13 protein-coding genes are annotated in these 12,927 nt (G+C 60.5%); 7 read left to right on the top strand and 6 right to left on the bottom strand.

Annotation, left to right across the window (positions count from 1 at the left end; all coding sequences use genetic code 11):
• The first annotated feature begins 21 nt into the window (after positions 1-21).
• From ACFWW2_RS11595 to ACFWW2_RS11585, 3 genes are all read left to right on the top strand, one after another.
• Complete coding sequence (locus ACFWW2_RS11595; protein ID WP_393928235.1) at positions 22-405, top strand: c-type cytochrome; 384 nt, start codon at positions 22-24, stop codon at positions 403-405.
• A 97-nt stretch (positions 406-502) separates the two neighbouring features.
• Positions 503-1,144: a DUF3047 domain-containing protein gene (locus ACFWW2_RS11590; protein WP_393928234.1), complete on the top strand. Its 642-nt coding sequence runs from the start codon at positions 503-505 to the stop codon at positions 1,142-1,144.
• Positions 1,145-1,219: 75 nt separating this feature from the next.
• Positions 1,220-1,612 (top strand): c-type cytochrome, encoded by a 393-nt coding sequence (locus ACFWW2_RS11585; RefSeq protein WP_393928233.1) that lies wholly within the window; start codon positions 1,220-1,222, stop codon positions 1,610-1,612.
• On the opposite strand, the gene ACFWW2_RS11580 is transcribed toward ACFWW2_RS11585, so the two are convergent.
• The 6 genes from ACFWW2_RS11580 to ACFWW2_RS11555 all read right to left on the bottom strand — a co-directional run bounded on the left by ACFWW2_RS11580 (position 1,580) and on the right by ACFWW2_RS11555 (position 8,936).
• Positions 1,580-2,302 carry a DUF1194 domain-containing protein gene (locus tag ACFWW2_RS11580; protein ID WP_393928318.1) on the bottom strand — a complete coding sequence of 241 codons (723 nt, stop codon included), beginning with the start codon at positions 2,300-2,302 and terminating at the stop codon, positions 1,580-1,582. The two genes, ACFWW2_RS11585 and ACFWW2_RS11580, sit on opposite strands and share 33 nt — an antisense overlap.
• Positions 2,303-2,984: 682 nt before the next feature.
• Positions 2,985-3,359: a hypothetical protein gene (locus ACFWW2_RS11575; protein ID WP_393928232.1), complete on the bottom strand. Its 375-nt coding sequence runs from the start codon at positions 3,357-3,359 to the stop codon at positions 2,985-2,987.
• Between the two features lie 108 nt (positions 3,360-3,467).
• Positions 3,468-5,426: a DNA topoisomerase IV subunit B gene (gene parE, locus ACFWW2_RS11570; RefSeq protein WP_393928231.1), complete on the bottom strand. Its 1,959-nt coding sequence runs from the start codon at positions 5,424-5,426 to the stop codon at positions 3,468-3,470.
• A 78-nt stretch (positions 5,427-5,504) separates the two neighbouring features.
• Complete coding sequence (locus ACFWW2_RS11565; protein ID WP_393928230.1) at positions 5,505-6,290, bottom strand: trypsin-like serine peptidase; 786 nt, start codon at positions 6,288-6,290, stop codon at positions 5,505-5,507.
• A complete protein-coding gene (locus tag ACFWW2_RS11560; protein WP_393928229.1) occupies positions 6,287-7,474 on the bottom strand; it encodes a hypothetical protein in 1,188 nt (395 codons plus the stop codon). Before ACFWW2_RS11560 ends, ACFWW2_RS11565 begins: the two co-directional genes overlap by 4 nt.
• Positions 7,475-7,649: 175 nt before the next feature.
• Entirely contained in the window at positions 7,650-8,936 is a 1,287-nt protein-coding gene (locus ACFWW2_RS11555; RefSeq protein ID WP_393928228.1) for an alpha/beta hydrolase family protein, read from the bottom strand.
• A 109-nt stretch (positions 8,937-9,045) separates the two neighbouring features.
• Between ACFWW2_RS11555 and ACFWW2_RS11550 the strand changes: the two genes are divergently transcribed.
• From ACFWW2_RS11550 to ACFWW2_RS11535, 4 genes are read left to right on the top strand one after another with little or no spacing between them, the layout of a single operon-like run.
• On the top strand, positions 9,046-9,930 hold the full coding sequence (locus ACFWW2_RS11550; RefSeq protein WP_393928227.1) for an NAD-dependent epimerase/dehydratase family protein: 885 nt from the start codon (positions 9,046-9,048) through the stop codon (positions 9,928-9,930).
• Positions 9,927-10,862 carry an isopenicillin N synthase family dioxygenase gene (locus tag ACFWW2_RS11545; RefSeq protein ID WP_393928226.1) on the top strand — a complete coding sequence of 312 codons (936 nt, stop codon included), beginning with the start codon at positions 9,927-9,929 and terminating at the stop codon, positions 10,860-10,862. The genes ACFWW2_RS11550 and ACFWW2_RS11545 overlap by 4 nt, the downstream gene beginning before the upstream one ends.
• A gap of 37 nt (positions 10,863-10,899) precedes the next feature.
• Entirely contained in the window at positions 10,900-11,304 is a 405-nt protein-coding gene (locus ACFWW2_RS11540; RefSeq protein ID WP_393928225.1) for a thiol-disulfide oxidoreductase DCC family protein, read from the top strand.
• The gene (locus ACFWW2_RS11535) at positions 11,301-12,926 is read left to right on the top strand and encodes an SDR family oxidoreductase (protein WP_393928224.1); all 1,626 of its coding nucleotides are present in this window, start codon (positions 11,301-11,303) and stop codon (positions 12,924-12,926) included. The genes ACFWW2_RS11540 and ACFWW2_RS11535 overlap by 4 nt, the downstream gene beginning before the upstream one ends.
• Position 12,927 lies beyond the last annotated feature (1 nt).

The following is a 12,927-nucleotide window of genomic DNA, read 5'->3' as shown; positions in this document are numbered from 1 at the left end:
GATCAAAACAGGAGGCAGAACATGCGGTATTTCATCATTCTGGCGGCGCTGGGTCTGGCGGCCTGTGTCGAGGAGCCTGTGGACGGGCGCACGGCCTTCATGGCCGATTGCGCCAGTTGTCATGTTGCTGATGGCAAGGGTGGTGGGCCAGCGGCGCGCGCGCTGGCTGTGGCCCCACCGGATCTGACGCAGATTGCAGCCCGTAATGGCGGTATTTTCCCTAGAAATCAGGTGATGAGCACGATTGACGGGCTTGATCGCGGCGCGCATTTCAGCGTCGCCATGCCGGAGTTTGGCGCGGGCGATATGGGGGATGTGGTGATTGTCGAAGAGGACGGTCTGGGTACGCCGGTGCCGATGCGTCTGCTGGTTCTGGCCGAGTATCTGGAAAGCATCCAGGAATGACGCATTGCTGACAATCATGTGAGAATTGGAATATATTGGTGTCCGATGACCTTTGGTGGGCTAGCTGATTTGTCAGGTCCACGAAAAGGAATGTCTGATGCGCCTTGCTCTTTCCGCCGCACTTGTTTTGACCACGACCCTGACGGCCAATGCCGGTCCGATCAGTTTTGCCACTGGCTGGCAGGAGCAGCGCCTGTCGCTCTTTAGTTCGAATGACTATTCCTTTGGCCAGAGCCTGAGCATGGTGTCGAACGGGTCAGTGTCGATCGCCTGGACACGGGTCAGCCCCGCCGATTGGGGGAGCCGTGGCGCATCGTGGTCCTGGACGGTGGAGCAGTCGGTCCCACCCACCAATCTGGGCCAGAAAGGCGGCGATGATCGGAACGTGTCGCTTTATTTCGTCTTTGTGCCCGAAAGCGTGGCACCCAGCCTGCAAGGGGCCAATATCCGCAGCCTTCTGGGCAATGAAGACGTGCGGATCATGCAATATGCCTGGGGCGGCAACCACAGCCGGGGGCAGGTGATCCGGTCGCCCTATGGCCCGCCGGGGCAGGGTGTGACGATTGCGCTGCGTCAGGCGGGAACGGGATCGCATAGCGAAAACGTTGATCTTGCTGGGGATTATGCGCGTGCGTTTGGCGGTGAACCGGGCGCGTTGGTGGGACTGGCGGTGTCTGGCGACAGCGATGATACCGACAGCATGATCCGCGCGGCGATTGGCAATCTGACACTGCGCTAGGCGTATTGACCTGCATCAACGCGGGCCGGTTGATGGCCCGCTAGGCTTCTCTTGATCGTAATGACGGAGGATCCGATGCGCTGGCTTTCACTGACCCTAATGATGACGTTTGCCGCCCCTGCCGTGGCACAGGATGCGCAGGAAGGTGAGGCGCTTTATCAGTTTTATTGCGCCACATGTCACGGCACCGCGGCTGTTGGAAACGGCCCGATGTCGCCTTCGCTGGTAGTGCGTCCCGCGGATTTGACGACGCTAAGTACAAGAAATGATGGCGTTTTTCCGGTGATCCGAGTCGTCATGCGGATTGACGGGCGTGACCCGTTGGTCAGCCATGGCAGTGCGATGCCGGTTTATGGTGACTTTTTTGAAGGCAATGATGTCGCCACCAAGGCCGAGACCGGGCAGCCGATCATGACCTCGCAGCCGATAGTGGATTTACTGGCTTATCTGCAGGGTCTGCAGCAATAGGCTGGCGTAATCACTCTGCGGCGTGGTGCCTGCGATTTCGAGGATCAGCTTGCGCCGCACCGCATCGGTAAACTCCGGCCCTGACCGCGCGGGCATGACGAATGCGTTGGGCCCGCCGATGATATTTACCTCATACGCGGCGGGCAGATCGTCGGTTTGCCATTGCGTATTCCGCAGTATGGGCAGGGCGTTGATCGTGATGCCTGCGGCCACGACCTGATCCCGCGCGACGGTGATGGGCGGGCCGAATGAATTGGCCATCGTGTCGCCGGAAAAGTCGATCACGCGGCGGAAGCCATTGATATCATTGGATTCGATCTGATCCTTTCCGTAAAGCAGGGCGGCCCCGATGGCGTTGCGTCCGCTGGCCTGGCGCGGTGGGCCGATGAGGGCTTCGGCAAAGGCGGTGGCGCTTTCCATGTCGGCGATAAGGGTCCAGTCGACGACGGTCGCCTGCGTGGCGGCCCATTCGACGTAAGTGACCGCGATGGAGCCGTAGAGCGTGTTTTCTATGGCCGAAACGACCGCCGGGTCGGTGATGGCGGTGGCGTAGGATTGGCGCTGGAACAGCAACTCGTCGGCGTCGATGGAGCCGGAGGCATCGGCGAGCAGGACAAGTTCGAGGTCGGTTTCGATCTCCTGGGCGGAGACAGGCGCGGCGAGGAGGAGGGCGAGGATGAAATGGCGCATGTCTGGATGGTAGCGCATCGGGGGGGTGAAGCAACGTTCGGTGGGGGTGCGTGCGGTGGATTGCGCCCGAATGGGCCGAATCGATCGTTAATGCGTGATTTTGTGGCGTTTTGGCGTGTCGGCATCGCGTCGGCGATGCGTCGGCAAAACGTCGGACCCCTGGCGGGCAAAGGCCGGGTTTAACGGGGCGTGCGGTGGGGGTGTGAATGCGGTGTTAAGGTTTTGGGGCCTTTCTGCGAAGACCGCCCGTCCCGGGCTTGACCCGGGACCTCATGGTGAGGGCGAGGCCCCGGATCAAGTCCGGGGCGGCGGAGCGGATGCTTCAGACGCGTGGGTTTCACCCACCCTACATATACGGCGCTCCGGTGGAGATGTCCCGTCTGGCTTGCCGGGCAGCGCGCGGTCTGGGGCTGTGCGCGGCCTCTCAAACCTCCCGCCCGGCATCGCCGGGCAGCGCCCGGACCTCCCCCACGGGGAGGGCGCTTTTGCAGCGTCTCAAATTGTGGTGGCACCAGTTTTGATGGCCATGTTCCGCAAAGCAGTTCCGTCGGTGCGCCCACCCCGAGGTCCGGGCACTGCCCTTGGGTTGGTTTGTTGCGGTCAATTGAGTATCCTTATGCGCACCTTTGGATGTGCTTCCTGATAGTTTACTCCATCAAAAAAATTCACACCTCAAGTTCGGTTACTGCTCACAAGGATAGAGTGTTTGTAGAGCAAGAAATAGCCCCAGAGAGGCATCCATCGCACCCAATTCCTTGTTATTGTCCCACCAAGCAACAAATCTACTTACCGACTCAGTGTTAGTAGGCATCTGTCCAATTTTTCCGATACCCAGGGTGCCGTTTCCCAAAACGCAATTGCTATGTAAAACGTAAGCAGATCCCTGAATTAAACCAAGGCAGAAGCCAAATTGAGCGGCTGGGTCTAGCGTAGTCGAATTTTCAGAACCAGATCCCGTACAAAACTGTCCTAATTCATCCAGAGTCATTGCTTCGGCTTTGGCTGCAACGAACACTGTTAGTACAGACAACGTTATCAGTCTTAGGACGCTATTCATTGTGTATTCCATAGTACTAATTGCCGTTGTCGAATTGCCTTATTGGTAGGTTGCCCAAATGACGATTACCATGTTTTTAGAACCGCGAGTATAGTTCAAAGCACTTTCTCAAACATCCAACTCCTCCACGAACCGCGCGTTCTCCTGAATGTACTGGAACCGCAGTTCGGGCTTCTTCCCCATCAGCCGCTCGACCAGATCAGCAGTATCCCCCGGTTCTTCGTCATGCACTGTCACCCGGATCAGTTTGCGGGTTTTGGGGTCCATTGTGGTTTCTTTCAGGTCCTTGGCGTCCATTTCGCCAAGCCCCTTGAACCGTTGCACGTCGATTTTACCTTTGCCGCCAAGGCCTTTGGCCAGGACGGCCTCTTTTTCCGCGTCATCTGCCACATAGACTCGTTTCGCCCCTTGGGTCAGCCGGTAGAGCGGTGGGCAGGCCAAATACAGATGGCCGTGGTCGATGAGGGGCCGCATCTGAGTGAAGAAGAAGGTCATCAGGAGCGAGGCGATATGGGCGCCGTCCACATCCGCGTCCGTCATGATGATGATCTTGTCATAGCGCAGGTCATCGACGTTGAACCGCGTGCCCATGCCGACGCCGAGCGCCTCGCAGAGGTCGTTGATTTCGGCGTTGGTGGTCAGCTTGTTGGAGGCCGCCCCGAGGACGTTCAGGATCTTGCCCTTGAGCGGCAGGAGCGCCTGATTTTCGCGGTTGCGTGCGCCTTTGCCGGAGCCGCCAGCTGAATCACCCTCGACGATGAAAAGCTCGGTTCCCGCCCGGTCTTTTGACGTGCAATCAGTTAGCTTGCCGGGTAACCGTAGTTTCTTCGTCGCGGATTTCCTTGCCGTTTCCTTTTCCTGACGCCGCCGCAGACGTTCTTCGGCGCGCAGCACGAGGAAATCGAGGATCGCGCCTGCGGATTTCGTGTCATTGGCCAGCCAGTTGTCGAAATGGTCGCGCACGGCGCCTTCGGTCATTTTTTGCGCACTTTCGTTGGACAGCCGGTCTTTGGTCTGGCCGACATATTGCGGATCGCGGATGAAGATCGACACAAGTGCCGAGCCGCCGGTCATCAGATCGTCGCGGGTGATCTGTTTGGCCTTTTTGTTGGCGACCCGTTCGCCATAATCGCGGATGCCTTTGAGGACAGCCGACCAGAAGCCGGATTCGTGGGTGCCGCCTTCGGGTGTGGGCACGGTGTTGCAGTAGGATTGGATGAAGCCGTCGCGTGCTGGTGTCCAGTTGATGGCCCAATCGACCTTGCCTGCCTCGCCGAATTTTTCGCTGAAGGAGACGCTGCCTGCGAAAGGTTTGTCGGCGTATGTGGTCGCCCCTTCGAGCCTTTCGTGCAGATAATCCGACAGGCCGCCGGGGAATTTGAAGGTCGCTTCGGTGGGCGTTTCGCCGTCGTCTTTGCCGGATTTCCAGCGAATTTCGACGCCTGAAAACAGATAGGCCTTGGACCGCGCCATGCGGAACAATGTGCGCGGTTTGAGGGTGAGCGCGCCAAAGATTTCCGGATCGGGGTGAAAGGTGACCGCCGTGCCCCGCCGGTTAGGGGCCGCACCAAGCGATTCCAGTTTCGTTTGCGGAACACCCCGCGCGAATGTCATGCCGACCAGTTGCTTGTTCCGCGCCACTTCGACGTGCAGATAGTCTGACAGCGCATTGACGACCGATGAGCCGACCCCGTTCAGACCGCCGGAGGTTTCGTAGTTTTCACCCGAGAATTTGCCGCCTGCGTTGAGCGTGCAAAAGATAATCTCAAGCGCGGATTTTCCGGGGTGTTTGGGGTGTTCGTCTGTGGGGATGCCGCGCCCGTTATCGCGGATGGTGACTTTTCCGGTATCGTGCAGTTCAACTTCGATCCATGTGGCATGGCCTGCCACGGCTTCGTCCATAGAGTTGTCGATGATTTCCGCGACCATGTGGTGCAGTGCGCGTTCGTCCTTACCGCCGATGTACATGCCGGGGCGCAGGCGCACGTGCTCCATATCCTCAAGCACTTCGATCGAGGATGCGTTGTAGTCGTCGGGTGTGCCCCCGGAGAGGAGATCGTCGGCCATGATGTGCTGCTCATTTCTTTTGATTGCGCCCATAATGGCAGGCGGGCGGGGCCGGGGCAATTGGGGAATTGGGCGTTGTCAGGGCTGAGACGCGTTGTTTTGCAGCGCGTGCAGGGCTGGTTCCCATTGCCTGGCTGCAACGCTGATGGTTTGCAGGCCGTTGCTGCCCGCGGTGACGGCGGACAGGACCCCGATGATCCGGGGTGTGCCTGTGGCCATGGACAGAAGTGGCGCACCGGAATCGCCGTTCATGGCGGCACAGGTGTTGCGGAGAAGCGTTGCGCCGGCGTCCTGCCGGATCGGGCCGCAGTCGCGGGCGATGGAGGCGACATGGGGGCGGATGGCCGGATAACCGATGAGTACGGGTGTTTCATCCATGTTCGGGTGACCGGTCGCCAGCGCCCCCACTTGCGCCCCGATGGAGGTTTCGAGCACCAGTAGCGCCCAGTCGCTGGATGGATTGCGGTGGAAGCTGTTGCTGGTCGGGTCTTGGTTGTCGTCAAGGATGTAGCGGGCCACGGGTGAGGCCGCGATATGCTCGCCGCGCTGATAGCCTGCAACGAAGGTGATGCTTTGTGCCGGGATCCAGGATTTGCGCGCGCTGTTGTAGAGGCAATGGGCAGCGACCAAGACGATGTTGTCGCCGACAAGCGTGCCGGTGCAATGCGATCTGATCTGGATGCTGGCGAAATTGACCCGCCCGATGCCGCGCCACGGGGCCTGGGTGACGTCAACGATCTCGCGGGCGCGGATGGCGGGGCAGCCCTGGGTCTGGCTGGCCCGGCACAGCCCGTCGGGTCCGGATTGGGCAGGCGCTGCTGTGGGGGCCATTAGCAGCAATGTCAGGAGGGCGGCCCGGATCATTCCTGTTCCAGAAACTGATCGCCGATCAGGATGCCGTCGCCGGTTTCTAAGATGATTTCTGCTGTTGTACTGCCGGTCTGGTCGGTCATTATCAGAAGCCCGTCTTTCACCTCGTAACGCCCCCGCTGGTTGCTTGTGTTGCTGCTGGTCACCCCGCCGCCGGAGAAGGTCGCAGAGACTGAGCCGAAGCTTTCGCCGGTGAAGGTCCCATCAGGAAAGAAAGTGGTGCTGGAGGCGCTGGCCGCCCCGCCGTCGATCCCGCTGCCGGGGGTGAAGCCGGTATAGCTGAAATCGGAAACGCCGCCGTCAAGCGGCGATCCGTCAGAGAGCGGTGTGACCTCTTGATAAAGGATATCACCATCAGTCCATTTGCGTTCGGATCTGTCCCAATTCAGCGTTTCGCGCCGCCCGTCCAGATAGGTGATGTTGATTTGCCGCGCCCCCTGATGGGTGTAGACGCCGAGGTTCTTGTCGAATGTGCCTGCGATCGCGTCCCGATCCATGGTGGCGACCCCGGTTGGGGATGCCCCGCGATAGACGTGGCCATCGGCATAGAAGGTGAGGACCTGATGGTCGATGCTGAGGTTGAGTGTGCCGTCAATGGCGGGCATCATGCGTTGCCGCCACCCCCACCAGACGCCGGACATGTTGCCGGGGGTCGCTGCAGGCAGGAGCAGATCGTCAGGGTTTGTGACAAATTCCAGCGTGTTGAAGAACGGAGCGATCTGGCTGGCGAAAACATCCCCCACCTCGCGCAGGTCGTCATCGTCATAGAAATTCCCCCGAAAGCCGAGCAGCGATTTTCGGTCGCCGAGGTCGATAGCAATCAGGATGTAAAGCGCGCGCCGCCCGAACCGGTAGCCTTGCATCCGGGCGGGATGTCCGGCGATGGTGATGTCTGAATGCGGGCCCATCGCGGTGAACCGGTCGCGGTCGCCTGGGTCTTCGAACCGGGTCAGATTGGCGTCGAGAAAGCTGGCCAGACCGCCCTGATGTGCTCGCGAGCCGCTGAGGTAGAACCGGCAGATGTCGCAGCGATCATCGGGGAGGTCAGAGAGGAAGACCTTGGTTCCATCCCTTTCCCTGCCGCCGTCCCACCCGCTGAGTGGTGTGTAGATAATGTCGGCGAACTGGCGTTCCTCGGCCTGAAGCGGTGTGCCCTGAAGAATGAGCAACAGTGCCACGTTTCTGAAAACCATTGGCCTCAGCCCCCGAATGCCCAAATTGAATGGTGTCAGATTGGGCGTGGCAGGTTGCGCGCGCAAGGCCCGGCGGTGTCCGGTGCCGGGACAGGCAGACTTTCGCAGAAAGTCTGGCGTCAAATCCTGTGTCAGGATTTGGTGTGGTGCGCCGACAGCGTTACTCCCCCGCCTGTTTTGTTTCGAACATCAGCCCGAAGGCGCTGCGCGGCCGGAAGCCTATCCAATAGGTGTGGTCATCCTGAAGATCGCCGTTGTCATCAACGGACCAGACGGCGTCGGTGCCGGATGGGACCAGGTCGAAATAGTCCGCCTTGCCGTCATCCCCTTTGAGGTGCAGGTCCAGATAGCCCGTGATGAAGTGCTGGCTGACATTGTTCATTTTCGTGGTGTCCCAGACCGCATCGGAATAATGGCCGAAGGGGAACCAGCCGTCGTCATTGGCGGGTAGATCATAGGTTTCCACCGGTGCGGGCATGGGGGCGCCTGCATTGTGGTTGGCGTTTTCGAATGTCAGCAGGTGCCGGGTGGTGTTGACCGTGTCGTCAAAAATGCCCCGGATATCATCGTAAATCGAGACGTCATCCACACTGCCTGCGATTAGCATCAGGGGCTTGTCGATGCCCGCCCAGCCATCCGCGTCCCAGAAGCCTGTATTGTTCCCCCAAGGCCCGAAGGCCACGAAGGCTTTCACGCGGGGGTCTTCCAGCCCGGCATGGCTTTCGGTGCCCATCATGTTGCGTTCCAGCAGTCCCTGCGGTGCGCCCCATGTGTATTCGGTGGAGGCTTTGGTGACCCCGGCGCCTGCATAGATCAGCGCGCCGTAGCCGCCCATGGAATAGCCGATGATGGCCACGTTATCGTCCTGCACGATCTGGCCGAGATCGCCGCCCAGCCCGGTGATGCTGTCAATCACGAACCGCTGGTCCCAGGGCCGGTTTACGAGGGTGGACCCAAAGGCGGTCTGGTCGTCATAGGTGCTGTCGCGGTGGTCGATGGAGGCGACCACGTAGCCTTTGGAAGCGAGGTTTTCACCCAGAGGCGACATTAGGAACCGGTTGCCCGGATAGCCGTGCGAGATGATGACGAGCGGGAAGGTCTGGCTGGTATCGGGGGTGGCGTCGCGGGCCGCCTGACCTGTCAGCGTCGCCTCTGTCACGCCGTCGCGCACCAATGCGGTCAGCGTGCCGCCGGGGGTGGTGTCATCGGTTGCGGGATACCAGATTTCGACGGTCAGGCTGCGGTCATAGCGGGCGATGTCGCCTGTCGCCCCGGTATTGACCACGTCGATCTGGTTGGGATTGGTGAAGGTCATCGTGGTGACCCCGATCTTGTGATCGCCATAGGCTGCCAGTTCCGGCGCGTCAGGCCGCACGATGTCGATGCGGTTTTCGGCATGGGCGGCGGTGGCGGCGATAATGCCAAGAGCGGCGGTCATGGTGCGCATCGGTGTCTCCTGCGTGTTTGAGTCGCGGTTAACGTATCCGTCCGCTTGCTGGATGAATACCGTTGAAGTTGGGCCAGCGTGTCCTAGACTGCGCGAAAGGGAGAATGACATGCGGGTTTTCTTTACAGGCGGCAGCGGCAAGGCGGGCAAATGGGCGATCCGGTATCTGCTGGAACAGGGGCATCGGGTCTTGAATGTGGACCGGGTGCCATCAGGTCTCGACTGTTCGGAGTTGCTGATTGATCTGTGCGATGCGGGGCAGGTGATTGGCGCGATGTCGCAGTTCGCCGATTTTCATGAATTGGATGAAGGGACGGGCGTGCCTCGCTATGATGCCGTGGTGCATTTTGCTGCCGTGCCGCGTGTCATGATCGGCACCGATGGGGAGTGTTTTCGCCAGAATACGTTGAGCACATATAACGTCATAGAGGCGGCGGTGAAGCTGGGTATCCCCAAGGTGATTTTCGCCAGTTCCGAGACGACCTATGGTGTGTGTTTTGCCGATGGTGAGGTGAAGCCGGATTATGTCCCGGTGGATGAGGATCATCCGACCGTGCCCCATGATAGCTATGCCATGTCCAAGGTTTGTAATGAGGTTACGGGGCGGTCGTTTCAGGCGCGCAGTGGTGCGGATGTCTACGGGTTGCGCATCAATAACGTGATTGAACCGCATGAATATGCTGAGAATTTTCCCGATTTTATGGCCGACCCCGCGACCCGCCGCCGCAATATCTTTGCCTATATCGACGCCCGCGATCTGGGTCATATGGTGGATTGCTGCCTGAAGACCGACGGGTTGGGGTATCAGGTGTTTAACGTGTCCAACGATGATCTGTCGGTGGGGATTACCAGCGCCGAGGTGATTGACCGGTTTTATCAGGGGGTGGAGCTGCGCCGCGAGATGCGCCCGGATGATACAATGTATGCCAATGACAAGGCCAAGCGCATGGTAGGGTTTGCGCCGAAGCACTCCTGGCGGGATGTGTTGGGGTGAGTTTTCCGGTTTTCGATCTGGCGGCGTTTGAGGCCGCGCGTCAAGACGCACGCCACGACATGGCCTCTGATCTGGACCGGATCTGCCGGGACACCGGGTTTCTGGTGTTGCGGGGGCATGGGGTGGACCAATCGGTGATTGACGCGGTCCGGGCAGCGGTGGATGCGTTTTTTCAGCAGGACCTGGCGCAGAAACAGGCGGTCGCGCCGCCTTATCAGGGGTATCCTTATGGGTATCTTGGCCCGGATGCCGAGGCACTGGCCCGATCGAAGGGAGAGGACACACCGCCTGATCTGAAAGAAAGCCTTAACGGCGGGCCTTTACGGGTGCCTGTTGATGCGTCGGATGAGGCGATGGCGTTCTGTTATCAGCCCACATTATGGCCGCATCTGCCGGGATTCCGTGCCGCTTGGGAAGCGTATTATGCGGCGATGGAGGCGCTGGCCGCGCGGATCATGCGTGCCTTTGCGGTAGCGTTGAAACTGCCGGAGGACCATTTTGACCGCTTCATCGGCGACCCGATTTCGGCACTGCGGGCGCTGCATTATCCGGCCACGGTTGATGCACCGCTGGATCGGCAACAGCGCGCCGGGGCGCATACCGATTATGGATCGCTAACCATCCTTTTGCCGCAGCCGGGCCGTCAGGGCCTGCAGGTCAAGCAAGGTGACACATGGGTGGACGTGCCAGCGCCGGACGGGGCGTTTGTGATCAACATCGGGGATCTGATGGCGCGGTGGACGGCGGACCGCTGGGTCAGCACATTGCATCGTGTCGTGGCCATACCGGGCCAGCCGGCGCGCCAGTCGCTGGCATTTTTCCATCAGCCGGACTGGGATGCCGAGATCGTGCCGCTTGACGGGTCGGATGCCTATCCGCCGGTGCGATCGGGCCCCTATCTGATGCAGAAATTTCAGGCGACCGGCGTTTGAATTGTATGTTGCGCGGATTGGGGTTAGGGCGCTTGCCATGACTGATGCCCAGCCGATTGCCGTGATGGACGGGACCTGTGCCTTGTGTTCGTGGGGTGCGCGTATGCTCCACCGGTTGGACCGGTCCGGTGAGATCCGCATCGCCACGATTCAGGGTGAGACCGGCGCGCAACTGATGCGCGCACATGGGCTGGATGCGCTGGACCCCGACAGTTGGCTGTTTATTGAAGGCGATACCGTCTGGCGTGATTTTGATGCGGTGATCCGGGTGGGCGAGCGGTCGGGTGGCTGGGGCAGGCTCTGTTCGATTTTGCGCATTATTCCCAAGCGTTTGCGTGACTGGCTTTATGCCCGTGTGGCCCGGAACCGATATGCCATGTTTGGCCGGGGCGATATGTGCGCGTTGCCTGATCCGGCCTTTCGCGCGCGGCTTTTGCCATGAAGGTTGTGGTGCTGGGCGGATATGGTGTTTTTGGCGCCCGGCTGGTCCGGTTATTGGTCCGTGATGGGCATGATGTGGTCGTCGCGGGCCGGTCGGGGGACAAGGCCGCAAAGCTGGCGGCGGAGCTGGGCGCGCAGCCGCTGATCGTGGATCGGCAGGGCGATCTGGCGGGGCTTTGGGCGCTTGGCCCAGATGCTGTGGTCGATGCTGCCGGGCCGTTTCATGCCTATGGCGATGATCCTTATGCCTTTGCCCGCGCCTGTGTGGCGCAGGGTGTGCATTACCTCGATCTGGCGGATGATCCTGTCTTTTGTGCGGGCATTGGTGTGCTGGATGACGCCGCGAAGGCGGCGGGTGTTTTTGTGTTATCGGGAGTGTCCAGCGTGCCAGCGATATCCTCGGCCGCTGTGGCGGCACTGGCGGAGGGTGCGCTTGAGGTCGACACGATCAGTAGTGCTATTTTGCCGGGAAATCGTGCCCCGCGTGGCAAGGCGGTGGTGGAAAGCATCCTGCATCAATGCGGGTGCTCTTTTGATGTGACGATTGACGGGGCGAAGGTGCCGGTGCGCAGTTGGTCGCGGCCGGACCGGTTTGATCTGGGGCAGGGGATGATCCGCAAGGGCTGGATGATCGAGGTGCCGGATCATCGGCTGTTTATGTCGGCCTTTGCTGCGCGGACGGTGCTGTTTCGGGCGGGGCTGGAACTGTCCATTATGAATTACGGGTTGGCGGCGTTTTCGTGGATGCGGGGCAAGCTGGGCTTTGGGATACCCGACTGGTTTGTCCGCCTGATGCTGTGGTTGGCCAAGCTGCTTTGGCCCTTTGGCACGGATGAGGGCGGGATGTTCGTGGCGGTGACAGCGCGCTATCCGGAGGGGTGGCAGCGGCGCGTCTGGCGCCTGATCGCGCGGGCGGGTGAGGGGCCGTTCATCCCGGCTGTTGCGGCCCGTGTCGTGCTGCGCGATGCGGCGGCGATTGCTGCGGGCGCGCGACCAGCGTTGGCGGCGGCGAGCCTTGCGGCGATTGAGGCGGGGATGGCTGATCTGGCGGTTGAGACGGAGCGGATGGAGGAGGGTCTGACGCCCTTGTTTGTTCGCCAGTTGGGCGCGGATTTCGATCAACTGCCGGGGCCGGTGCAGCAGGCCCATCAGGTCTATGGCCCGCGTCGCCTGACCGGGCGGGCGACCGTGGCGCGTGGCACATCGCTGTTGTCGCGGCTGATTGGTGCGCTGTTCGGGTTTCCGAAGGCGACGGATGATATTGCGGTGACGGTGACCATGACGCCCGATGGAGTGGGTGAGGTCTGGGAACGGCAGTTCGGCGAAAAGGTGTTTCGGTCCGATCTACGGCAGCAGGGTGGCCAGATGACAGAGCGGTTTGGTCCTTTCACCTTTGTGCTGGGTCTGCATGTCAGGGATGGTAAGCTTCAGTTTCCGGTGTTGTCCGGCCGGCTTGGCCCTGTCCCGCTACCGCAGTTCCTGCTACCCCAGAGCATCGCCCATGAGCATGCCGAAGATGGAACGTTTCATTTTGATGTGGCGCTGAAAGCCCCGTTGACCGGGGCGCTGATCGTGCATTACCGGGGGACGCTGTCGGGAGAGAAGGACAGAGCCACGGCGTAAG

The sequence above is a fragment of the Yoonia sp. R2-816 genome (assembly GCF_046762905.1).
Taxonomy (GTDB): Bacteria; Pseudomonadota; Alphaproteobacteria; order Rhodobacterales; family Rhodobacteraceae; genus Yoonia.
This window is presented reverse-complemented; position numbering and strand designations above follow the sequence as displayed.

Coding starts and splice junctions, on each gene's coding strand:
- ACFWW2_RS11595 (WP_393928235.1), top strand. CDS start 22: ATGCGGTATTTCATCATTCTGGCGGCGCTGGGTCTGGCGGCCTGTGTC.
- ACFWW2_RS11590 (WP_393928234.1), top strand. CDS start 503: ATGCGCCTTGCTCTTTCCGCCGCACTTGTTTTGACCACGACCCTGACG.
- ACFWW2_RS11585 (WP_393928233.1), top strand. CDS start 1,220: ATGCGCTGGCTTTCACTGACCCTAATGATGACGTTTGCCGCCCCTGCC.
- ACFWW2_RS11580 (WP_393928318.1), bottom strand. CDS start 2,302: ATGCGCCATTTCATCCTCGCCCTCCTCCTCGCCGCGCCTGTCTCCGCC.
- ACFWW2_RS11575 (WP_393928232.1), bottom strand. CDS start 3,359: ATGAATAGCGTCCTAAGACTGATAACGTTGTCTGTACTAACAGTGTTC.
- parE (WP_393928231.1), bottom strand. CDS start 5,426: ATGGCCGACGATCTCCTCTCCGGGGGCACACCCGACGACTACAACGCA.
- ACFWW2_RS11565 (WP_393928230.1), bottom strand. CDS start 6,290: ATGATCCGGGCCGCCCTCCTGACATTGCTGCTAATGGCCCCCACAGCA.
- ACFWW2_RS11555 (WP_393928228.1), bottom strand. CDS start 8,936: ATGCGCACCATGACCGCCGCTCTTGGCATTATCGCCGCCACCGCCGCC.
- ACFWW2_RS11550 (WP_393928227.1), top strand. CDS start 9,046: ATGCGGGTTTTCTTTACAGGCGGCAGCGGCAAGGCGGGCAAATGGGCG.
- ACFWW2_RS11540 (WP_393928225.1), top strand. CDS start 10,900: ATGACTGATGCCCAGCCGATTGCCGTGATGGACGGGACCTGTGCCTTG.
- ACFWW2_RS11535 (WP_393928224.1), top strand. CDS start 11,301: ATGAAGGTTGTGGTGCTGGGCGGATATGGTGTTTTTGGCGCCCGGCTG.